The sequence below is a fragment of the Acinetobacter sp. PW68 genome, assembly GCF_020982655.1.
GTDB classification, from domain to species: Bacteria; Pseudomonadota; Gammaproteobacteria; order Pseudomonadales; family Moraxellaceae; genus Acinetobacter; species Acinetobacter towneri_A.
This window is the reverse complement of sequence record NZ_JAHZSX010000001.1, coordinates 1,397,177-1,419,314: the sequence shown is the minus strand read 5'-3', so window position 1 is coordinate 1,419,314 and position 22,138 is coordinate 1,397,177. Positions and strand designations below refer to the sequence as shown.

General features: G+C 44.0%; 19 protein-coding genes and 1 pseudogene. 8 read left to right on the top strand and 12 right to left on the bottom strand.

Annotated features, from left to right (window positions below):
* The first annotated feature begins 17 nt into the window (after window positions 1-17).
* The 5 genes from K1T76_RS06805 to K1T76_RS14930 all read left to right on the top strand — a co-directional run bounded on the left by K1T76_RS06805 (window position 18) and on the right by K1T76_RS14930 (window position 3,421).
* Window positions 18-1,484: a virulence factor TspB C-terminal domain-related protein gene (locus K1T76_RS06805; protein WP_230244859.1), complete on the top strand. Its 1,467-nt coding sequence runs from the start codon at window positions 18-20 to the stop codon at window positions 1,482-1,484.
* 3 nt (window positions 1,485-1,487) lie between these two features.
* Window positions 1,488-1,772 (top strand): DUF2523 family protein, encoded by a 285-nt coding sequence (locus tag K1T76_RS06800; protein WP_179994437.1) that lies wholly within the window; start codon window positions 1,488-1,490, stop codon window positions 1,770-1,772.
* The gene (locus K1T76_RS06795) at window positions 1,769-2,983 is read left to right on the top strand and encodes a zonular occludens toxin domain-containing protein (protein WP_230244857.1); all 1,215 of its coding nucleotides are present in this window, start codon (window positions 1,769-1,771) and stop codon (window positions 2,981-2,983) included. The genes K1T76_RS06800 and K1T76_RS06795 overlap by 4 nt, the downstream gene beginning before the upstream one ends.
* 72 nt (window positions 2,984-3,055) lie before the next feature.
* Window positions 3,056-3,262: a hypothetical protein gene (locus K1T76_RS06790; RefSeq protein ID WP_230244855.1), complete on the top strand. Its 207-nt coding sequence runs from the start codon at window positions 3,056-3,058 to the stop codon at window positions 3,260-3,262.
* A gap of 33 nt (window positions 3,263-3,295) precedes the next feature.
* Window positions 3,296-3,421 (top strand): hypothetical protein, encoded by a 126-nt coding sequence (locus tag K1T76_RS14930; protein ID WP_257222353.1) that lies wholly within the window; start codon window positions 3,296-3,298, stop codon window positions 3,419-3,421.
* Window positions 3,422-3,985: 564 nt separating this feature from the next.
* On the opposite strand, the pseudogene K1T76_RS06785 reads toward K1T76_RS14930, so the two are convergent.
* The 8 genes and pseudogenes from K1T76_RS06785 to nirB all read right to left on the bottom strand — a co-directional run.
* Window positions 3,986-4,111 (bottom strand): annotated as a pseudogene (locus tag K1T76_RS06785) (cyclic pyranopterin monophosphate synthase MoaC); the annotation flags it as partial.
* A 70-nt stretch (window positions 4,112-4,181) separates the two neighbouring features.
* Window positions 4,182-4,724, bottom strand: coding sequence for a molybdenum cofactor biosynthesis protein MoaE (locus K1T76_RS06780; RefSeq protein ID WP_114541241.1), 543 nt, complete (start codon window positions 4,722-4,724; stop codon window positions 4,182-4,184).
* Window position 4,725: 1 nt separating this feature from the next.
* The gene (locus tag K1T76_RS06775) at window positions 4,726-4,992 is read right to left on the bottom strand and encodes a MoaD/ThiS family protein (protein ID WP_070154234.1); all 267 of its coding nucleotides are present in this window, start codon (window positions 4,990-4,992) and stop codon (window positions 4,726-4,728) included.
* A 2-nt stretch (window positions 4,993-4,994) separates the two neighbouring features.
* Window positions 4,995-6,020, bottom strand: coding sequence for a GTP 3',8-cyclase MoaA (moaA, locus tag K1T76_RS06770; RefSeq protein ID WP_230244853.1), 1,026 nt, complete (start codon window positions 6,018-6,020; stop codon window positions 4,995-4,997).
* A 231-nt stretch (window positions 6,021-6,251) separates the two neighbouring features.
* Entirely contained in the window at window positions 6,252-6,878 is a 627-nt protein-coding gene (gene mobA / locus K1T76_RS06765) for a molybdenum cofactor guanylyltransferase (RefSeq protein WP_230244852.1), read from the bottom strand.
* Complete coding sequence (locus tag K1T76_RS06760) at window positions 6,875-9,652, bottom strand: nitrate reductase (protein WP_230244850.1); 2,778 nt, start codon at window positions 9,650-9,652, stop codon at window positions 6,875-6,877. Before K1T76_RS06760 ends, mobA begins: the two co-directional genes overlap by 4 nt.
* 180 nt (window positions 9,653-9,832) lie before the next feature.
* On the bottom strand, window positions 9,833-11,443 hold the full coding sequence (nirD, locus tag K1T76_RS06755) for a nitrite reductase small subunit NirD (RefSeq protein WP_230244848.1): 1,611 nt from the start codon (window positions 11,441-11,443) through the stop codon (window positions 9,833-9,835).
* 24 nt (window positions 11,444-11,467) lie between these two features.
* A complete protein-coding gene (gene nirB, locus K1T76_RS06750) occupies window positions 11,468-14,014 on the bottom strand; it encodes a nitrite reductase large subunit NirB (protein WP_230244846.1) in 2,547 nt (848 codons plus the stop codon).
* A gap of 503 nt (window positions 14,015-14,517) precedes the next feature.
* Here nirB and K1T76_RS06745 point away from each other — a divergent pair.
* Both K1T76_RS06745 and K1T76_RS06740 read left to right on the top strand, forming a co-directional pair.
* On the top strand, window positions 14,518-15,096 hold the full coding sequence (locus K1T76_RS06745; RefSeq protein ID WP_004280362.1) for an ANTAR domain-containing response regulator: 579 nt from the start codon (window positions 14,518-14,520) through the stop codon (window positions 15,094-15,096).
* A 10-nt stretch (window positions 15,097-15,106) separates the two neighbouring features.
* Window positions 15,107-16,111: a CmpA/NrtA family ABC transporter substrate-binding protein gene (locus tag K1T76_RS06740; protein WP_070154218.1), complete on the top strand. Its 1,005-nt coding sequence runs from the start codon at window positions 15,107-15,109 to the stop codon at window positions 16,109-16,111.
* Between the two features lie 43 nt (window positions 16,112-16,154).
* On the opposite strand, the gene K1T76_RS06735 is transcribed toward K1T76_RS06740, so the two are convergent.
* The 4 genes from K1T76_RS06735 to K1T76_RS06720 form a co-directional block, all read right to left on the bottom strand.
* A complete protein-coding gene (locus K1T76_RS06735) occupies window positions 16,155-17,360 on the bottom strand; it encodes an ISL3 family transposase (protein ID WP_020753573.1) in 1,206 nt (401 codons plus the stop codon).
* Complete coding sequence (gene cml, locus K1T76_RS06730; RefSeq protein ID WP_020753574.1) at window positions 17,353-18,618, bottom strand: CmlA/FloR family chloramphenicol efflux MFS transporter; 1,266 nt, start codon at window positions 18,616-18,618, stop codon at window positions 17,353-17,355. Before cml ends, K1T76_RS06735 begins: the two co-directional genes overlap by 8 nt.
* 864 nt (window positions 18,619-19,482) lie before the next feature.
* Entirely contained in the window at window positions 19,483-20,670 is a 1,188-nt protein-coding gene (locus tag K1T76_RS06725; RefSeq protein ID WP_230244844.1) for a phosphotransferase enzyme family protein, read from the bottom strand.
* Between the two features lie 452 nt (window positions 20,671-21,122).
* Window positions 21,123-21,308, bottom strand: a complete 186-nt coding sequence (locus K1T76_RS06720; RefSeq protein WP_230244842.1) for a hypothetical protein — start codon at window positions 21,306-21,308, stop codon at window positions 21,123-21,125.
* Window positions 21,309-21,506: 198 nt separating this feature from the next.
* Between K1T76_RS06720 and K1T76_RS06715 the strand changes: the two genes are divergently transcribed.
* Window positions 21,507-22,121: a LexA family protein gene (locus K1T76_RS06715; protein WP_230244834.1), complete on the top strand. Its 615-nt coding sequence runs from the start codon at window positions 21,507-21,509 to the stop codon at window positions 22,119-22,121.
* Window positions 22,122-22,138 lie beyond the last annotated feature (17 nt).

The following is a 22,138-nucleotide window of genomic DNA, read 5'->3' as shown; positions in this document are numbered from 1 at the left end:
TTAAAGGAATAAGAAAAATGATTCATCGTCTAAATGTTTTTTTATTGTCTTTAATTATTGCCTTTGCGCCTGTCTATCTTATTTCAACCGCTTACGCTGCCACTCCAAAATGGGTTTTGGATTATATTAAGGCTGAAAAGCAAATAAACGAAAAGAAAAGACTTAAAGCGCAGCTAGTTAAGCAGATTAATGACTCAGGTACTAAAAAAACAATAACGGCTGTAGTTGAAACAGTACCAACGCCTAGCAAAGTCGGCTCTGCAATGATTAAGCGTATTCATTCGCCTGCGGGCGTTGTTGGCGTTGCTGCTGTAACTTCATTACTAAACGGCATCGGTTGGGTGATGGAAGAAGGTACATACGTTAAAAAAATATCTGTTGATCCTGACGAGTCTTTAAATCTAAACGAAATTTGGTTTCCTAATAGTTTAGGACAGCCAACGGTAGAAAATGCTGCTAAATATGGTGCTGCAACTGCTGAAGCTGCATGTCAAAAACTTGCTTCAACAATGTATGCTTCTACTTATAATAAATATATCTCTGTTCAAATTAACGGTACTTCTGCTGAATGTACTTTGCAACATGAAGCAAATCCCCGTTATGTACTTAAACCATCTGTAAAAATCGTTCCAAATCCTAATTATGATCCAAATAAACCACCTGAAACTAAAACTGTTCCTTTAACACCAATATTGCTCGGTGCTGCAATGATGGGCGAGGGTTACGAAGATCCTGATCCTAATTTTGATAACGATACAGTTAATACAGATCAATGGACAGGTGTAGAAGATGCGTATAGAGAAGACCCAAGTGGTATAGGAAATGAATTAAACGACTCATTAGAAGATAAGGCAGAACGTGCAAAGCCTACACCTGACAATGAGCCTGCGCCTATCGGATCGCCTGATTATGACAAAGAACCTGTAAACGATGATGATAACGACCGCAAATGGGATAACACGGGCAATGAGGGCAAAACTGAAAATACGGAAAAAACTGACCCTGAAACTGGCGACAAAACATCAGAGGGCAAATTCACATTACCTAAATTTTGCGATTGGGCGTTCACAGTTTGCGAATGGTACGAAGACTGGCAAGAATCAGACAAAAAACTTCATGATCATTTAGATGAAACAGCAAGTCACCAAAGCGATGAAAAATCCTTTTGGTCGTCTGTTCGTTCTTGGTTTGACTGGACTAAAGAAGAACCTGAACAACCGCCTGTAGAACCTTACGAAATACAAAACGAAGATGATTCACAGCTTTTAGATCAAATGCAGTCTGTGAGTTTTAATTCTGCAAGCTATTGCCCTGCCGATGTTCAAATACCTGTCAATTTTTCAGGATTGGGCAGCACATCATTAACACTTAGTTATGCCCCTTTGTGTCAAATAGCTACACAAATTAAACCTGTCGTAATCATGATGGGATGGATTTTATCTGCTTATATTGTCACTGGGCGTTATATGAAAGATGGGAGTTAAAACATGTCATTAGCTAGTTTACTTGTAAAAGTAGGGGATATATTTAGCAGCAAACTTGGAAAAACTGTGTTGTCTAGTTTGGGCATTGGCATAGTCACTACAACAATCTCGGTAACTTTATTAAATGCTTATATTAATCATGCAATTGCTTCCTATGGTGCTCTTGGTGATGTTGTTGGTCTGCTTGGTTTGGCAGGCTTCAATATTGCTCTAGGGCTTATTTTTAGTGCGCTTGGTATTCGTATGTACTTAAATAATAAATCTATCAGCTTGAGGAAATTACAATGATTTTTTTAATAGTAGGAAAACCAAGATCAGGCAAGTCACAATTTGCTGTTAAAAAAATCTTTGATCAAATTGAGCTAAATAAAAAATACTTAGCCAAGCTTGAAAATGGCGAAGAATTAGACACATCAAAAAACGAAGTTATCAGACAAGTTTATTCAGACATTGAGGGTCTAAACATTGAGGGCGTATTGCCTGCACCTGACGACTGGCGAGATGTTCCAGATGATTCTGTTATTTTTTATGATGAAGTCCATTACAGAAAAGAATATGAAGACTTAACAGGTAAGCCAAGTCAAAACCCGATGATCAAAGACTTAACGACTCATGGTCACAGAAACATTGACATATATCTAATAACACAAGCTGCAAGCCGTATTGAGCGTTCAATTCGTGGCTTGGTTGATTGTATTTATTATGCAAAGCGTCCGCAGCAAAAACCACCTTTTTGTACTATTTATGAATTTGACAAGTTCTATAACGAACCTGCTTATGCTGCTGAAAAAGGCAAAGAACACGACAAATACATATTTCACTTTAAAGACAAATACCAAAACGCCTATAAATCTGCATCAGCGCATACCAGTGTAAAGTTCAAATTACAGAAAAAGTTTTATGTAGCAATTGCTGCAATTGTTGTAATGGCTGCTCTTGCTGCTAAATTAATGTTCTCAGGCGGTTTTATTGACATTGCAAAGCAAGGCTTAAATGCAGGCAAAGAAGAAGAAGCAAAACCTATAACGGCTTTAGATACAAAAATTAAAAACTGTATGGATCAGTTTGGATGGACAGAAGAACAATGCAAAATGTCTTATGATCCTAAAACAGAACAAGAGAGAAATAAGCAACTCGAGCAAAGCACTGGCAACAATATGCAAACTGTGGTTATGCAATACAATGCAAATAAGCCTTTCGATACAGTTTACGAGCCTAATTTACAGCCTACTGATTTTCCACGTTTTTCAGGATGTATGAAGCAAAATGGAAAATATGTAGCTTATACGCAACAAGGCACAATTTTAAAAGACGTTTCTCAAGCTGACTGTCAACGTGTTGTAGAACATGGAGATCGACCATTCGACTATTTCAAGCAACCGCAACAGGTGCAAAACAATGCTTCAATACCTAATCAAACAAATAATACGCAACTTAGTCAACCTGATATTCAGGAAGCTGCAAAGATGGAACAAGCGCAGATAGAGGGCTCAATTTAACTCGATTTTTTAACTTAACTAGCGAAGTCTGTTAAGCTTAAAAAATGAGTAAACAACCGAAGGGCGTTAGCTTTGAAAACAACAATAGAGTATTTAGATGAGCTTTCCGAGAAAGTTATAAGTAATCTTGATAATGATTTATGTGGTGCGTATTACATAGCTTTTGGTGAATTAATTACTGCTTTTGTTGAATGTGGTGTTTTTAAGTCCGAGCAAGATTTGAATACAGCTTTGAATATGAAAGACAGATTATCTGAAATTCTTTTAAAACAGGCGTAAATAAGATGCCTGTAAAGATCACTGGAGCATTGAATGCAACAAGAATATATAGATCAGGCTTTGGCTGTTGCTGATTCTTTTTATAATTTGGGTTTTGCTCAAGGTTTGGCTTTTGGCATTTTTATAGCGTTCATGGTCTACATTAAAGTGTCCGATTGATTGCGTATAATATATATTATGTTAAATTGAGTACATGATACTTTAAGTTCATAGACCTCCTTGCTTAACTTAAAATCAATCACTTATATAAAATAACATTTCACATTCAGTTCACTTATGTTTATATTCTATTTACTTCATAAAGTTCTTGGTACTTAGAATGTTTGTCGTAAAAACAATTAAACTTTCAAAAAAGTATTCTAATCAAAATCACATAGTTCTATTGTTTGATACTTCAGCTACAGTACCTTGTCTCTATCCTTTACTCTATTCTACGACTGTCCTGAGATTTCAAAGTTTTGCCACACAACAATCAGATATGCTGGCACTAAAGTTTTGGTATGAGTTTTGGCATCAGAAATATTCAACTTTGTTCTGTGAGTCATTTTTGTCTTCCAAATATGAACCTGAGATTTTTTTGAATGAAATTGATAACTTTATTGTTTTCTTGGAAAATAATAAAAAGTTAGAAATAAATTTGATTCGGCTTAGATCAAATGTAGATGCTAACTATATGACGATTACACAGCGTTTGAGATCATTGTTTAAGTATTTCGTGTATCTTTTAAGGGCATCACCTTTTTCAGTATTGCCATTACGTAGCAGCTCAATGCAATGTGGCGGTGCATGCAGGATTCCAGTGGCAATTGCTGTACGGTAACTTTCTGCTTTCATCCCTACATTTTTCATGATTCATCCCAGGCTAATTTTTAAAATCTGTTTTAAAGTGATTCATCTTATGCATCCTCATTGAACGCATTTAATTAGATGGTGATTGGCAAGCGTGTTCTGCTACATGGTGATGGTGACAATGCGCTTCTTCTGCATGATGAGAGTGATTAGTTTCAGGTCCATGATCTTTTCGAATACAACAGCCTTCCACATACTGGCTACTACCATCCAGATAAAACTCTTCTTTCCAGACCGGAACTTCATGCTTCACCCGTTCCACAGCTTCCTCACAGGCAGCGAAGGCCTCACGACGATGGGCCGCATAAGCCATAGCAATAATGGCTGTTTCCCCAACCTCCAGCTCACCAATACGGTGCACTACCCGCACATAAGACACCTGGTATTTGATCTGGATCTGCTGTTCAATTTCACGAATCATTTTTTCAGCCACAGGCGCATAGGCGGTATATTTCAGGGCACGCACAGCTTTCCCCTGATGATGGTTACGTACTGTTCCGACAAAGATGCCGATTCCACCACATTCCGGAAAATACTGAATACCATCAAAATCCTCCATCCTGAAAGCAGTCTGCTGGATTCGGGCAAATTGTTTTAATGGTTTGAGTTGCATCTCAGCCTCCTGCTACCGGCGATAACAGCACCAGCGTACTGTCCCGATTTAAAACATTCTGTCTGGAAATAATGTCTTCACCGATTGCACAGGCGCAGCGTTCCAGCATGGTCTGTATATCAGGATAGATTGATAGCAACTGGTTCAGGACTTCAGAAACCTGAATTTCAGACTCGCATTGCAAACTCAAATCTGCAGGAATTTGTCGTTCAATCGCACCGAAGGCTTCTATTTTGATATGAATTAATTTTTGCTGAGTGAGTGACATATTTACCCTCCAATGCTGTGCATGCTGATTTTTCGGATCGGCTTTTGTATTGGTGATTGCTGGATCGCATGGAAGCCGGCTTCTTTATGCCAGATATAAGCGTGAAGCTTGTGCTGGAATGTCTGTGTGGCGAAATGATCCAGCGCCAGTTGTTCGATATCTGCCTTAAGGTTCAGGCCTTGTCTGGCAAATAAACAGTTATAAAATTCGCCTTGGGCATTGAGGCGTAGGCGATCACAATCACCGCAAAATGAATGGGTAATGGTAGAAATAATCCCCAAAGGCTGCCCATTGATCAGATAGCCACGGGCTGGATTGGCGCCTTGTCCTTGAGATACCTGGACATCAAATTCGGTTTTCAGTTGATCCAATATGTCCTGCTCACTGATGACATCAGACGGATTCCATTTCTGATCGCCATCGAGGGGCATAAACTCAATAAAACGCAGTTCTACAGCCTGATACTGTGCCCATTTCACCAAAGGAATAATCTGATTGTCATTGATGCCTTTGATGAGCACACTATTTATCTTGACGGACAACCCTGCCTGCTGTGCGGCAGAAATACCTTGAAGTACAGGCTGTAACTGTTTTTGGGTCAGTTGCTGAAACTGCTTTGGATCAAGACTGTCTAGACTGATATTCAGATCGTCCAGTCCTGCCTGTTTAAGCGCTTGAGCATAATCTTTTAAATAATGGCCATTACTGGTCATGGAAATACGTTTCAGGCCAATTGCTTTCAATGTCTGTAAGCAGGCAATAAAATGAACGATGCCTTGGCGCATCAACGGTTCTCCACCGGTCACCCGGATCTGCTCAATCCCGTGTCGCACCATAAACTCGCAAAAAGCATACAGGGCTTCAAAACTGAGCAAATCTTTTTTATTCATCCATTGCGGATGTTCAGGCATACAATAGCTGCATTTGAAATTACAGCGGTCAGTCACCGAGATCCGCAACTTACGTTTCTGGCGTCCAAACTGATCCTGAAAGATACTGTGAGGTGCTAAAGCTGTCATGCTGTTCATTGCTGCGGTCCATGATGAGATCTGCACGGTTATTTAACAGTCTTGAGTTACTGCCCTATTTCTTCACAATGAATGAGCAATAAGTGTTCCAACTTTGCACAAATTTATTTTTAAATAATATTAATGGATAATATTTGTTCTTTTTTAGTCCGAAATTTTGTTCGAAAAATAAAAAAAAGCAATATTTTGGTGAGCCAGAATATGATAATTCGGCTTTTAGCATTTTAAACGCTAGAGAAAGTTAAGCTGTTGATGCTGCTGTAGCTCATCAAATGAATTAATGCTGTGGAAAAACAGGGCACGATTTTTAAAACTTGCCCGCTGCATGTGCATGTCAGCAAAACAGAGTTTTAAACTGTGCTGATCATTTTCAAGGTGTTGGATAAGCGTGGGGAAGCTGCTGCGTTTCATCAGGCAGAATGGAAACAATGCCTTTTCATTGATTTCAACTACCGCCACTTCACACAAGGGATGTCGTTGCAAGGCCTGATGTAAACGTGAAATGACCTTTTTGGGAATATAGGTCACGTCACAAGGTACGAACAGCACATAATCAGATTGTACATGTGACCAGGCACTCTTCATGCCCATCAATGGTCCATGAAAGCCGGGTTCATCGTCCTGATAAAAATCAATCGAAGGAATCATCCGTTTATAAATAGAGTGATCCCGATGGCTATTGACCCAGACTTTGCTTGCCCGGGACTTCAGTTGCTGATGGATTTTAATCAGCTGGATTTCATCATCAAATTTGTGCAGCAATTTATTGATGCCATTCATGCGCCGCGCTAAACCTCCGGCCAGAATCACCACGTCGGTTTCCGGATAAGACACCGTTTTAACTGCTTTTCTTTTCATTCTATGTACTCCGTCTGGCAGGCTTTAATCAGGCCTCTAATTTCTGGCAAACATGAACCGCAATTTCCTCCGGCTTTTAGACATGCAGTCACCTGTTTTTCATGCGTGATATTTTTATCTTTAATGGTTTGAATAATTCGGTTCTTGCCGACCTTAAAACAGCTACAGACCAATGCCCCTTCACTATTTCCCATCGACATGGCCTGACCTGCCAGCAATGCTTTACGATGCAATGCACTCAGACGTTCACGTCTAAACAGGCCAGCCACCCAGTCACGATCTGGCAATAGTGCCGCCGGTGCGATATAAAAACTGGCAATTAACTGGCCATCCTGAAGCACCACACTATGACTGATATGCGCCGTTTGATCTTCGAGATTCAGCCATTCAAAGCTTTCATCATCAAAGGCTAACAGGCTCTTGATCTGCCCGGTGATGTCAGAAAAACGGCGACGGTCTGCCAATTCATAACGGATGGCCTGAGTGGTTTGAATTTTGCTCCACCACACCGTATTTTCAATCATGGTCTGAATCTGCTGTTCAAAGCCTTCCCGTACATACAACACGCCCTGCCACTGGGTATAAAACGGCTGGATCATCACCGGAGTATGCTTAAATTCTGGCTCGCCAGAAATCGGGTCAACCACCGGATTCACCACTTTTCCAATCCGCGCATCGGACGCAAACTGGTCGTTCCAGTGAATCGGTGCAAAAATCTGGCCACGTCGCATATTTTGTGAAAATTGCACACGGAGTACACAACTTCCCCAAGCGGATTTCACCTCGACCAGCTCGGCATCTTTCAGGCCATACTTCAGCGCATCTTGCGGATGCAGCTCACAATAAGGTTCGGCACGATGCTGGGACAAACTGGCAGATAATCCGGTACGGCTCATGGTGTGCCATTGATCGCGAATGCGTCCGGTATTCAGGATCAGAGGATATTCAGCAGAAATAGCATGTATGGGATTGGCGGCAACTGTCGGCACTAATCTGGCCTTGCCATCTGCATGGCTAAACTGGCCTTGGCTAAATAGTTGACCAACCTGATGAACTTCTTGCTTATCCCAGACCGGCCACTGGATCGGTGCCAGATTCTGATATTCCGCAAAACCGAGATGAGTTAAACCTTGCAGGTTGAAATAGCGAAAATTGGGTGTATTTTCACGTTGCGAAAGCGAACTATTCTGATAGGCAGATAAACGGGCATGTTCCAGAAAAATGTCATGGCTATTGTTAAAGTCAAAACCGCGAAAACCTAAAGCTTTAGCCACCCGAGAAATGGCCCACCAGTCTGCTTTAGCTTCACCCGGAGCCGGCAAAAAAGCCTTTTGCCGGGAAATACGGCGCTCCGAATTGGTGACTGTGCCATCTTTTTCGCCCCAACCCAGTGCCGGTAACAGTACATCGGCATATTGCATGGTATCGGTGCCAAGACAAATATCGGAAACCACCACAAATTCACACTTCTCCAGAGCGCGTTTAACCTGATCTGCATCGGGCAAACTCACGATCGGATTGGTGGCCATAATCCAGATGGCCTTGATTTTCCCGCTTTCCACCGCTTTAAATAAATCTACCGCTTTTAATCCGGGCTGCCGTGCGATGACCGGGCTTTGCCAGAAATCCTGCACCAGTTGCTGATGCTGCGGATTATCCAAATCCAGATGACTGGCCAGCATATTGGCCAGCCCCCCGACTTCCCGTCCACCCATGGCATTCGGCTGTCCGGTCATGGAAAAAGGTGCTGAACCGGGTTGGCCTATTTTTCCTGTCAATAAATGACAGTTGATAATGCTATTGGCCTTGTCTACGCCTTGAGAGGATTGGTTTACGCCCATGGAAAACAGGCTCATGATTTTTTCGGTCTGGGCAAATTTCTGAAAAAATAAGATTAATTTTTCAATAGCAATACCGGTACGTTTTGCCACGCTTTCAAGTGATGACTCTGTCAAGCTGCTGGCAAGCGCCTGCTCCAGACCTTTCGTATGTCGCGTAACAAAATCAAGATCGGCATGACCATTTTGCTGAAGATACTGCAACAAACCATTAAACAGCGCGACATCCTGACCCGGTAAAATCGGCAAGTGTAAGTCTGCCGCTTCACAGGTTGCAGTAAAGCGCGGGTCAATCACCACCACAAATAAATCCCGCTCTTCTTTAGCTTTCATAATGCGCTGATAAAGCACCGGATGGCACCAGGCGGTATTGGAACCCACCAAGACCACCATTTCTGTCTGCTCAAAATCTGTGTAGCTGGCCGGTACCAAGTCTTCGCCGAAAGCCCGTTTATGTGCCGCCACAGCAGAAGACATACACAGTCTTGAATTGGTATCAATATTGGCAGTACCCAGATAGCCTTTTACAAACTTGTTCACCACATAATAGTCTTCAGTCAAAAGCTGGCCGGAGACATAAAAGGCGATGCTGTCACGTCCATACTGATCAATACATTGCTGAAATTTATTGGCAATACTTGAAATGGCATGATCCCAAGTGCTTATTTGCCGCTGCTCTTTTCGACCTGTTATCGGATGTAGAAGCCGGGTTTTTAAGCCAAGTGTATCGGCAAGATGACTGCCTTTAATACACAACTTGCCCAAGTTCGCAGGATGCTGAACATCGCCTTCAATCTGAACCTTTTCACCCATCGAGGTTTGGCTTACGTGCGCGATGACACCACAGCCTACTCCACAATAAGGACAGGTCGTCTGAGTGGTTTTTATTTGGGATTCAGTAGAGCTATGTAGTTCCATAACCGGAATACTATTCATTGCTGCTGCGCTCCTTAATCATCCAAATTCACTTGTTTCACCAAAACGCTGATATCTAGCTTTTACAGGTTTGATTTAAATTTTTTCTATGTCTCAAAAGCTTTAATCCTCACCAACCCTCCTTTAATAAAGGAGAGAGGTTCCCCTCTTGTTTAAAGAGGGGTTGGGAGATTGATCCGATTACCCTGCCTTTTTTAATGCAAAATCCCGACCAAAAAGCAGTTTGCTGCGGATATTACTAATCGGTGTCTGATCTGCAATCAGTTCTGCATACCAAGCTCCATCTTCGGTATCGCCAAATAGCACCGCACCAATGACCTTGTCCTGCTGGATAATGATCCGTTTATAGATTTGACGTTTTTCATCATTCAGCACGATATCTTCAAAATCATCCTGAGGTTCAAAATTTCCGGCCGAGAAGACATCACATCCACTGACCTTGAGTTGGGTCGGAACAGTCGGTGCCTTAAAGGTCAGTCGGCCATGTTCAGCCAGATGCGTCGCACAGATAAAGGCTTGTCCCCATAAGGGTTCAACCAATCCAAAAGTCTGACCACGATGCTCAATACATTCACCCACTGCATAAATACTCGGGTCATAGGTTTGCATGGTGTCATTCACCAGTACTCCACGATTGCAGCGCAAGCCAGCCTGTTCAGCCAGAGTTTTATTTGGTCGAATCCCGACGGCAAAAACTACCAAATCAGCATCCAGCACTGTCCCGTCTTTTAAACGCAGTTGAGTCACGTGGCCGTCTATACCGAGCAGCTCTTCGGTGTTGGCTTCAGTGATGATTCGGATGCCTTTATCTTCAATTGATTTTTTCAGCATTTGACTGGCTTTCATATCCAGTTGACGATCCATAATACGGTCCATCAGATGCAGCACAGTTACATTCATCCCCTGCTGCTTCAGTCCATAAGCTGCTTCTAGACCCAGCAACCCACCTCCAATCACGACGGCATTTTGCTTGGTTTTGCAGTAATCCAGCATGTGGTTAACATCCTGAATATCCCGGAAGCTAATCACGCCTTCAAGTTCAGCACCTGAAATTGGTGGTATAAAGGGTTTGGAACCAGTAGCGAGGATCAGACGATCATAAGCAACGATTTCACCATTTTCGGTATGAACCTGCTTACGTGAACGGTCGATAGAGCTGGCAGCATCTCCAGCGATGAATCGAATGCCTTTTTCGGCATACCAGTCGGCTGAATGCAGCATAATTTCTGCAAAGCTTTTCTCACCAGACAATACCGGTGACAACATGATCCGGTTGTAATTGCCCCATGGCTCTTCCCCAATCACGGTAATGTCATAACGATCTGGCGCCATATCCAGCAAGTCTTCCAGACAGCGCATGCCCGCCAGCCCATTTCCGACCAGTACCAGTTTTAAACGCTCTGTGTTCTGACCATTACTGGAAATATAGGTCTTTTGTGGAGTCGGACTCACCAGAACTTTGCCATTTTCAATTCGGGTTGGAAATACCAGTAATTTCTGCTCTTGTTCTTCCAGACAACGGCCGGTCACCAGACTGAAATGCTGCTTATAAATTGGGGATGCGACTACACGCTCACCTTGCAGATCACCCAGAATGCCACGTGCCATGACATTGGCCAGACTAAATGGATCTTGATTGCTGAGTGCATACACCCGCTGCTCCCGACCCACGCGAAAAATTGCAATCTGCTGATCTTCAATCAGGGCTGCCACACCGGTATTCGGGGTAATCTCATCCAGATTGCAGACTTCGTACCAGTTCAGTTCGTTCATGTCTTTTAAAATTGTCATTTTCATTCTCCCTGACTGTGGTATTTAGGCTTCAACCACTGGAATACGGTTTAAATCACGTTCAGCTTCTGTCTTTGGACGAATCTGGCCACGTACAGGCGTAAACTGAATATGCGGGTCATTCTGCTCGGCTGCTTTGGCATTAATAAAAGTCTTAAAGCGTTTGCGTACTTCAGGATCTTCAATCGCGGTGCGCCATTCATCCTGATAAGTGCCAATCACATGCTGCATACGGTTTTCCAGTTCAGCAGCAATGCCTAGTGAATCATGCACAATGACATCTTTCAGATAGTCCAGACCGCCTTCCATATTGTCACGCCATACGCTGGTGCGCTGCAGACGGTCCGCCGTCTGGATATAGAACATAAAGAAGCGGTCGATATATTTGATTAGGGTGGAAGTATCCAGATCCGAAGCGAGTAGTTCAGCATGGCGCGGTTTCATGCCGCCATTGCCGCATACATATAGATTCCAGCCTTTTTCGGTGGCAATGACACCGACATCCTTGCTCTGTGCTTCTGCACATTCACGGGTACAGCCGGATACTGCCATTTTGGTTTTATGCGGTGAGCGTAATCCCTTGTAACGGTTTTCCAGGAAAATCGCCAAGCCAACCGAATCATCGACGCCATAACGGCACCATGTGCTACCCACACAAGATTTCACGGTACGTAAGGATTTACCGTAAGCATGCCCCGATTCAAAACCGGCATTGATCAGTTTTTCCCAGATTTCAGGCAATTGATGCACTTGTGCACCAAACATATCGACACGCTGACCACCGGTCAGTTTGGTATACAAGCCATATTCTTTGGCAATCTGACCAATCGCAATCAGGCCATCTGGTGTAACTTCACCTCCTGCCATACGCGGTACAATGGAGTAAGAACCATCTTTCTGGATATTCCCCAGGTAGTAATCGTTACTGTCCTGCAAGCCGGCATGACTTGGTTTCAGGACAAAGTCGTTCCAGCAAGACGCCAGAATATTCGCCACCGTTGGCTTACAGATATCACAGCCCATGCCATGACCATGCTGCTGAATCAGGTCAGAGAAAGTCTTGATTTCATGCACGCGTACCAGGTGATACAGTTCCTGACGTGAATAGGCAAAGTGTTCACACAGGTGATTGTTCACCGTGACACCCTGACGCTGTAATTCAGATTTGAGAACCTGCGTTACCAGTGGTGCACAGCCACCACATGCCGTTGCAGCCTGCGTGCATTTTTTCAGCGCACCCAATGAAGTTGCACCACCTTCAATCGCAGAACAGATATCTGCTTTAGACACGTTATTGCATGAACAGATGGTTGCGCTGTCAGGCAACATATCGACACCACTACCGCCGGATTTAGAAGTGGCCTGATCAAAGCCCGGCATAATCAGACTTTCTGGTTGTTCTGGTAAAGCCAGACCATTCAGCATCATTTGTAAAAGATCGCTATATTCTTTGGCACAGCCTACCAGCACCGCACCCAGCAGTTTGGTCTTATCTGCTGACACCACAATTTTCTTATAAATCTGTGCAGCTTCATCGGCATAGAAATAGCTTAACGCACCCGGTGTCATGGCATGTGCATCACCAATTGAGGCCACATCCACACCCATCAGTTTCAGCTTGGTACTCATGTCTGCACCGGCGAAGGCATGACTGTCTTGACCGAGGACATGTTTTGCTGCAATACGCGCCATGTCATAGCCCGGTGCCACCAGACCATAAATTTTATTGTCCCAGAGTGCACATTCACCAATGGCATAAATGTCCGGATGTGAAGTTTGGCAATAATCATTGATGATGATACCGCCACGTTCACCCAACAGCAGACCGCTCTGGCGCGCCAGTTCATCACGCGGACGAATACCGGCCGAGAACAGGATGATGTCAGTTTCAAGTACCGACCCATCTCCGAACTTCATTACATGCTGGGCGCTGTCACCATCTTCAATGCTTGATGTGGCCTTTTGAGTATGCACCTTGACACCCAGGTCTTCAATTTTAGAGCGCAGTACCCGGCCGCCCAGATCATCAATCTGAACCGCCATCAGACGCGGAGCAAATTCTACGACATGGGTTTCCAGATTCAGATCTCGCAGTGCTTTTGCTGCTTCCAGACCCAATAAACCGCCGCCAATCACCACGCCGGTTTTTGCATTCAGGCTAGCTGCACGAATGGCATCAAGATCTTCAATGGTACGATAAACAAAGCAATTCTGACGGTCATTGCCCAGGATTGGTGGCACAAAGGCATAAGAACCGGTAGCGAGAATCAACTTGTCAAAACTCAGCACATCACCCTGGCTGGTGGTGACGGTTTTATGGAGCTGATCAATTTCAACCGCTTTAGTATTAAGTCGCAAATCAATGCCATAAGCATCGGCAAAATCACTACGACACAGACTCAGATCCTTGACCGACTTGCCGCTGAAATATTCGGTCAAATGTACCCGGTCATAAGCTAAATGTGGCTCTTCTGCCAAAATGGTCAGCTCAATGTCATCACCGGCCTGTTCCAGTACAGATTCGATGAATTTATGCCCCACCATGCCATGCCCAATCATGAGAATTTTCATATCTGCACTCCAACTATTGTTTTTTTAAAGATGATAAAAAGCCGCATATCACGTCTAGGCATTGATATGTCTGCTGATTGAATGTGTTGTAAATACCGCAACCCAGCGCTTTGTAATGCTGGAGGAAGGGTTGAAACGCTTGTGCGTTTTGTATTGCTGAACAACTGACCATGTCATTTATCCTGTGCTGAACGAAATACCAATCACACTCCTTGAAAGTGCAATTACGATCAGAACGGACATCGTTGGCCGTTGTTAGTATTGAAAGTCATCTTTGACGATTTAATAAATGCAGAAATCGTGCCAACTTTTTTAATAGAAAAATGCCTTGTTTCAGGCAGATGATCTACCTAAACGCTTCATTTTGATCAGCCATCAGCTGAAATCCCTAAAGCTATGCACTAAATTGAACAGAAAAATAGAATTTTATGCACCAATTTAATGGCATGTTTTTTGCTTTACTCCTGCTTGAATATTCCTTAGGCCTTACTTGAAAATATTCCATGTCCAAATTACGAATTGCTCTTATTGATGATGATCTGGAGCGCGCCCAATTCATCCAGGAATCCTTACTTTCACATGATTTTCAGGTGGTGGCCTGTTTAATCCTGAATGACCTGAATATGGTACATGTTAAGGGTATTCATGCAGATGTGATCCTGCTGAATATGGATCATCCGCATCGGGATATTATTGAAAGCTGTGTCAGCCAATATGAACTTCCGACCGTGCTGTTTACCCAGAACTCCAATAAAGACACCATCAAAAGTGCGATTGATGCCGGAATCACGGCTTATATTGTCGATGGTATTGATCCCACCAAACTAGAAAGCATTCTGGAAATTTCAATTGAACAATTCCGCAAACATAAAAAGCTGCTGAATGATTTAAAAGAAACCCAGGACAAACTGATTGACCGTAAAGATATCGATAAAGCCAAAGCGTTGCTCATCCAGCTGCATGCATTAACGGAAGAGCAAGCTTTTGCTTTATTGCGTAAAAATGCCATGAGTCACCGGATTACCATTGGTGAAATGGCCAGACGCTTACTGGATGCACAGAAGCTGTTATTGGGCCAATAAGGAAAAGCATATGTCCACATTAGAAAAAACTGAACTCAATATTGGCTATATTCCTTTACTTGATTGTGTTGCCATTCTCTGGGCCGAAAAACAGGGGTATTTTGCTGAGCAAGGATTAACCATCAATTTAATCCGTGAAGCCTCCTGGTCTAGTTTGCGTGACCGTCTGGCCTATGGCTTTCTGGATGCTGCACATTGCTTGTCTGCCATGCTGCCCGCTGCTGCCCTGGGTACAGACCAGTTACAGGTGGCTTTGCAAACCCCTCTAGTACTGAGCGTGAATCAGGCTTTTATTAGCCTGCGCCAGGATTTGTGCTATGAACTCGGCATCCAGCCTGGGGATGATGAACAGAATACCTCAAAGAAACTGGTACAGGCTTTACAACAGAATCATTCCATCAATCTGGCCTATGTTTATAAATATTCGATTCACCATTACTGTTTAAAAGAATGGCTGGCGCTGACTGATCCACAACTGGCCAAGAATATCCAGCTGATGACCTCTCCACCGCCTTCCATGGTAAAAGGAATCGCAGAACAGGTATTTGATGGCTTTTGCGTGGGAGAACCTTGGAATATTCAGGCCAAACTTGAAGGCTATAGTTTTATCGTCGCGGCAAGCCAGAATGTCATTCCAAAAGTTGCCGATAAAGTCTTGGCCATGACCCAGGAATGGGCAGAACAGCATCCATTTACTGTAGAGGCAGTGGTCAAGGCAGTACAAAAAGCGCAGGATGATTTAAAGCAGCGCAGTGATTTATCAGAAGTATGGGACATGCTGGTAGACTATCAGATTATTCAGTTTGAATGTTCCGCCCAGCGGCATGTCTATGACTTTTACAAGATCAAGAATATCATCCGGAATTTTGTTGGGGAAAGTGCCGAACCGAAAGTCGATGATTTTATCTGGCTCCTGCAGCAGATGGATAAATGGGAAAATATTGAAATGACCGCAGCCAAAAAAAAACAGATTGCGCAATCCTGTATTTATCAGCAAGAAGTGACCGTTGTTTAAAATATTATCTATTCTCATAAAAAAAGACCCAGAAAAATTTAGTTCATCGCACTTTGCCGGGAAATGCAGCACGGATCTTGAGGAAGAAGTAGTCCGTGTCGCGGTATCCATAGGCCATCCGCTTAATGACTTTGATCCGGTTGTTCATGCCCTCCAGCACGCTGGTGTTCAGCCGGTGGAGGGCACTGGAAACGATACCCTCCATATATGGCTCCAGCTTCTTGGCAAATCGTACCAAAGCATCAATTCCGCTACCGAGGGCCATGCCGGCCCATTCCCGCCAGGCGCTTCTGGCCGTCGTCTCGCTTTCCGCAAACCATAGCGTCTTAAGTTGGTCCTTGAGCACGTACACCGTAGTCAAGAACGCATTGGCGGCCAGGAGTTCGTCCAGCTTGACCGCCTGCTCGGGCTCAAGGTTGTCAGCATTGCGTAACAGTATCCAACGGCTGCTTTTGATCACCTTGCGGGCGACCTTGTCATCTCGCAGTTGATTGGCCTGATCAACTCGCACTCTATCCATCACTTCGCGGCCATACTTAGCCACCACATGGAACAGGTCGTAGACCACCACCGCGTTGGGGCACTGGGCCTTCACTTCAAGATCGAAGGCTGAGTTCATGTCCATGGCCACTGCCTCGATCTGGTTCCGGGCATCGCCTAACCACTCGAAGAACGGCCGGATCGCCTCACGCGAGCGGCCCTCGCCAATCCACACCACTTGCTGGGTGTCGGCACAGGCGACCACCGTGGCGTAGCGATGACCCTTGTGCAAGGCGAATTCGTCCATCATCAGGCGGCGCAATCGACTTCGATCTGGCTCGTGCAAATCACGTTTGAGCCGCTCCATGTCAATAGTCTTGACTGTATGCCAATGCAAGCCCAAAAGATTGGCAACATGACTGACGGGCAGCATCTGTACTAATTTCTCAATCCAGTTGCGCAATGATTGCGTAATACGGGAGCGCGGTGGTAGCCAATCGATCCGCTCTCTGGTTGGACCGCATTGTGGACAACGCAGCCGCCGCACAGGTACATCCAACTCGACGCGATACTGCATAATTGGTGACTCGCGAACTCGGCGCCAATTGATGTCATGTACCAGGAAACAAGGGCAATCGCATCGGCTACAAATTGGCGTATGCTCCTCGTCGTGTGTAAGACGGATCAGCAAAGTCTGTTCATCTAGAAGCCCATGAGACGCTGGCGAAAAGCCCTTCCAGAACAGGCTCCAAACATCAGCGCTAGTCATGATCATGGACCGATTGCGCGCTATCGGTGCCTTGTAGCGCCAAGGCATCATGTTCTTCTTGGCTGAGATGGCGTCTGTTGGGATTGATGCAGGACAGACAAAGCACTGCTGTTGCGAGGATGAGGCAATAAGCGATGATCGGCCAGGTGGTACCAGTCGATAAAAGCGTAATAATGAGTGTCCCGATAATCCCTAACAGTAGTCCACCCAAACAGAAGTAGACTGCTGTAGCGGTCCCAGCGATATGATCGAAACCTCGAAGAGCGGCATTGGGTGCCACCGATACCGCAGTGGCGATACCAACACCCACGAGCCACATCGGGGCGATGAAGCCAAGCACCGAGACCGGTGCCAATGTCTCGCCAACAGCGAGCAACAGCGCTCCCGCCATCAGACACCCCATTCCCACTCGTAAGGTCTTCAGGCTTCCCCACCGGGGAATCAGTCGTCCCATGATTCGCGCTGTAGCCATCATAGCGATGGCCACTGTAGCAAATAGCAAGCTGAAGCTAAGTTGCGATAACCCTTGCCTCCCCATCATTAGCCAGGGGGCGGTCGAGAAAAAGACGAAAAAGCTGCCCATCCCCGCGCTGTAACAGAGCGTGTACAGCCAGAAGTTCAGGTGTTTCACAGGAGTCAATAGCTGCGACCACTGTAGGTCTGCCGTCCGGTGCCGCCGAGTCTCTGGCCAGAGTCGCCAGGCTGCGATAACAGCGCCTATCATTGCCATCCCTAGCAAGCCGAAGATTGCGCGCCATCCGAGCCACGCGTCGACCAGCGCTCCTAGCAGTGGGCCTATCGCAGGAACCATCGCAAGCATAGAGCCGAGCAAGCCATAGATGACGTTGCTTTCCTCACGGCCCGAATAGATGTCGCGTACCGTCGCGAAAGTGGAAACGAGACATGCCGAAGCGCCGCAGGCCTGAAGAACGCGGAAGCTCAGAAAAAGTTCTGGCGATGAAACTACGGTGAGGCCGAATGAAGCCGCAATATAGGCAATCCCGCCACCAAGTAAAACGGGGCGGCGACCCAGCCGATCCGACAGTGGGCCGAAGAGAAGCTGTCCGGCTCCAAGCAAAACCAGGTATGCCGTCAACGTCAGCTGGATCGTCCCTGCACCGGACCCAAGTGCATCCGCCATGAAAGGCACCACGGGCAGGTACATATCCATGCCCAGTGACGCCAGCAAATCGAATGGTGATAACAGCAATAGCGTGGCGGGAAGAGAATACCGCCAAGAAAAATCTTTTGAGCGCACGAAGCCATCTCCTTAAGTTAAGAATTTGGCGGCGCTCTTGCAGAGCAACTAGGTTCTTGAGAACGCCGCAACAACCGAAAACGAAGGTTGCTGCGGCTTACTTGTCTGCTTTCTTGGTAGCGCTCATGTGCGGGTTATCTCATGGATGAGTCCATATCGTAACAATCTTCACGCTAAAGTGCAAAGAACCAAAAATTTTGGGTCTTTTAGATTTAACGTTTTATTTAGCTGAATGCCTGTTGTAAATCCAGTTGAACTGTACCGGGTTTGTCGGAGAGTCAATATTCTGAGAGACTATCCGACAAACCCAGTACGGTTCAGTTAGCATTAACACGTAGGTTGTCAGTGAATTGATGTTGTGTAATAGCCCCCAATTAAAACGGACACTTCTCAATTAAGACCTAGTCAATTGTGCTTGAACTGTGTAATCGCTTGAGATGAAGAATGACATTCATCCTGCTTTTCAGCAGTTATAGTGATGATTGGCAGTTGAAATATTTCTAAATGTACTCCTGTTCCAGCAGCAGAGCTATGTTGTACATTCAAACCATAAATTAAATTGATCGACAATCGCATCTGCAGTAATAACAGAAATAGAGGCAGGCGCTTTTTGTAAACAATCTGTACGCAAACCCTCAGTCTTTACTGTAAAACTAAAATACGGCGTGGTTTCATTGGCTGTGATGACAATCGTATCAAATTATTGAATACCATTTTCTGCATCAACCCAAGGTTCTCAACACAGCGCTGACAGAATGAAGATTTTTAAAGGCGCAGTGAATATATTCTGTTTGAATTTACAATTGTACATACAAAATCTTGCATTAAAAAAGTGGTGATGCTTGAGGCATTTAGTTGTACAGATTATGACAATTCGCGTTGAAGGAACCGAGTAAAAGTCTGGATAAATTGCTGTCCTTGCTCTGTAAAAAACCAATTTAAATGTCCAACAATCCAATCATAATAAGCAGCATCGGCATGTTTCAGGTTTTGGGTAATCCCGACAAAATATTCAAGTTCTGAAAATGCGAAATCCAAATGCACAATTTTTAGCAGTTCTGGCAAAATACTAAAGTCTTGTTGTGGGTGTATTTCTGCACAATACACTTGTAAAAACGCGCTTAAACCCGCTTCATCAACATTAATTTGTGACGTATGTTCTAAAGCCAGCCAATCTATAAAGTTACGCTCAATCGTTATCGCAAGGTCGTACAGCGCTGAATTTCGATCCGATAAGCCAAAATCAATCACCGCTGTAATATTGGCATCGGCACTTTGCGTAGACCAAAACAAATTGGAAGCATGCAAATCATTATGTGTCCAAATTTTAGTCGCCTGCTGCAATACATGCTTAATTTTAAGATGCGTCTGAAATATGCGCTCTAAAAAAACGGCATCTAAGTTTTTATCGGCAAAATAACGACTCAATTCAGGGCTATTATCAATACGTTGCTGAATAGCCGTTACAATACTTTCACTTTCTAAAAGCTGCTGATTCGAGACCAAATAACGAGTCGATCTGCCGTGTAACTCAGGAAAATCCTGCATGGCGATATGTAGTTTCGCAAGCAAACTCCCCACTTTGGCGGCATGTTCCGTATAGAAAAAAGGCGTCCACGATTGCTGATCGATATATAAATCAAAGCCAGCTGCTTTTTCATAAACCTCATAAGTCCAATCGCCCACTTCTAAAGCGGTTTGTCCGCAATTAGAGGTCATTAATGTCGCAACAGGAATATTTTTACTGGCTAAATGTTGTAAAACAGCATGCTCTTGTAAAATATCTTGGGCGCGACGAAATGAACGATGGCTACGCTTAATAAAATATGAGTAAAAATTTGTTTGGCATGTACTGGCTAAAGCCTGCATGACTTCAACCAACACTGCCGAAGAAAATGGGCGTGGACTACACCACAGAATCTGAACACTCCCTTGCAAACATGGATAATACGATTGCAGGTGGTGTAATTCTGGAACTGTAATATGAACCCAATCTTTATTTTCCCAGTCACTGCCCATGCCATGACCTAAATTAGGTGTGATTGTGGTCATTTGCAATATTCCTTAACCTAATCAGCATTGTGTAATCGTATATTCCCCGTCATCCACGTCCAACAATCATTTTTAGATGGATGCAGAGCTATTTAATTAACGGTCTTAGCTTGTCGCAAATGCAAATTCACTTCATCTACAATCTGATCTAAATCCTAAACCAGTGTAATAAGCAGCCTCACTCACAAAAGACACCATATTTTGTGAGTGAGGCAAATTATAATCTGCATACCATGATAATGAGTTCACTTCTATCAAGCCTGCAAATTTTCTCCTGTATAGGCATCATAAAAAATATTATCGGTCAGATAAAAATCTTTTATCATGTAGGAGTAAGTCATACTATTTTTTTCTGTTTCGTAATTAAAAAAAAGCGTCGTGGTCAGATGAAATTCAACCAGAAAATGACGTTTTAAACGATGATTTTGATATTCTGCTTTGACTTTAATCGGTCAATTGATTTGCGCAAAGTCAATTTCATGTTCAGTATTTTGCTTAAAACATTCAGCCAAAGACCAGCCCTGATGTTTAATGAAATCCTGCATCAAAAACTCAGGTTCAAGTTGTGCATTGATGCATCCCAACAGCAAAGATTCAACTTTTTCATTCGATAAATAAATATCTTCAACAACATGCACGCCAATCTTTAAATATGCTGCTGCAATAGAAAAATCCTAACCTAAAGGATTGTGTTTGTATAGCTATGCAATCGTAGAGTGTTATCTATATCTAGCAATCAACCATGCAGGCAGATTGAATCTTATTCACATTTTCAGCTATGCTATCAACACATCAAATTTCACTTCAAACACGCCTCGTTGCGTAGGAGTAATCTCATGTCTAAGAAGTTACCTATTTACTTCTCTGATGCTGCTTGGGCGTCATTACAAAAAATCATGGGTATGGATGGTAAGCCTAGCCCAACCTTGAATGCCATTCTAGAACAGATAGAGTTGCTAAAAGAATATGACTTTCAGCCTGTTTGCAAACGTACCGTTTTACCGCTACCGGTTGCTGTCGAATCCATTCCTGCAGGTTTTCCTTCACCTGCTCAAGACTCTATTGATAAAAATATTGATTTGAATGAATATCTCATTTCCAATGAAAATGCGACCTTTTTAAATGTGGTACGCACCACCTCTATGGTAAATGCAGGGCTTGAATACGGCGATATTGTATTGGTAGATCGCAGCAAAGAAGCCAAACACCGCAGCATTGTAGTGGCCCTAATTGACCAAAAAGACTTAACCATTAAACGCTTGATGATTACCGCCAAAATGTCCAAAAGTGAGTTGGTGGAACATTTTGGTGAAGACTACGACCCTGCTACTTTGCCTGATGCTTGGCTCAAAGCTGAAAGCCCTGACTATGACAGTATTTATTTGAAAGATGGGCAAACATTTGAGGTCTTTGCCGTGGTGACTTGGAACTTAAAAAACCTGATGGCTTAAACCCGCACACCATAATA

Excerpts from the sequence above, each read along its gene's own strand:
- K1T76_RS14930 (WP_257222353.1), top strand. The coding sequence starts at position 3,296 with ATGCAACAAGAATATATAGATCAGGCTTTGGCTGTTGCTGATTCTTTT.
- K1T76_RS06795 (WP_230244857.1), top strand. The coding sequence starts at position 1,769 with ATGATTTTTTTAATAGTAGGAAAACCAAGATCAGGCAAGTCACAATTT.
- K1T76_RS06715 (WP_230244834.1), top strand. The coding sequence starts at position 21,507 with ATGTCTAAGAAGTTACCTATTTACTTCTCTGATGCTGCTTGGGCGTCA.
- K1T76_RS06760 (WP_230244850.1), bottom strand. The coding sequence starts at position 9,652 with ATGAATAGTATTCCGGTTATGGAACTACATAGCTCTACTGAATCCCAA.
- K1T76_RS06725 (WP_230244844.1), bottom strand. The coding sequence starts at position 20,670 with ATGACCACAATCACACCTAATTTAGGTCATGGCATGGGCAGTGACTGG.
- K1T76_RS06745 (WP_004280362.1), top strand. The coding sequence starts at position 14,518 with ATGTCCAAATTACGAATTGCTCTTATTGATGATGATCTGGAGCGCGCC.
- K1T76_RS06740 (WP_070154218.1), top strand. The coding sequence starts at position 15,107 with ATGTCCACATTAGAAAAAACTGAACTCAATATTGGCTATATTCCTTTA.
- K1T76_RS06735 (WP_020753573.1), bottom strand. The coding sequence starts at position 17,360 with ATGACTAGCGCTGATGTTTGGAGCCTGTTCTGGAAGGGCTTTTCGCCA.
- nirB (WP_230244846.1), bottom strand. The coding sequence starts at position 14,014 with ATGAAAATTCTCATGATTGGGCATGGCATGGTGGGGCATAAATTCATC.
- nirD (WP_230244848.1), bottom strand. The coding sequence starts at position 11,443 with ATGACAATTTTAAAAGACATGAACGAACTGAACTGGTACGAAGTCTGC.
- mobA (WP_230244852.1), bottom strand. The coding sequence starts at position 6,878 with ATGAAAAGAAAAGCAGTTAAAACGGTGTCTTATCCGGAAACCGACGTG.
- K1T76_RS06780 (WP_114541241.1), bottom strand. The coding sequence starts at position 4,724 with ATGCAACTCAAACCATTAAAACAATTTGCCCGAATCCAGCAGACTGCT.
- K1T76_RS06775 (WP_070154234.1), bottom strand. The coding sequence starts at position 4,992 with ATGTCACTCACTCAGCAAAAATTAATTCATATCAAAATAGAAGCCTTC.
- moaA (WP_230244853.1), bottom strand. The coding sequence starts at position 6,020 with ATGAACAGCATGACAGCTTTAGCACCTCACAGTATCTTTCAGGATCAG.
- K1T76_RS06805 (WP_230244859.1), top strand. The coding sequence starts at position 18 with ATGATTCATCGTCTAAATGTTTTTTTATTGTCTTTAATTATTGCCTTT.
- K1T76_RS06800 (WP_179994437.1), top strand. The coding sequence starts at position 1,488 with ATGTCATTAGCTAGTTTACTTGTAAAAGTAGGGGATATATTTAGCAGC.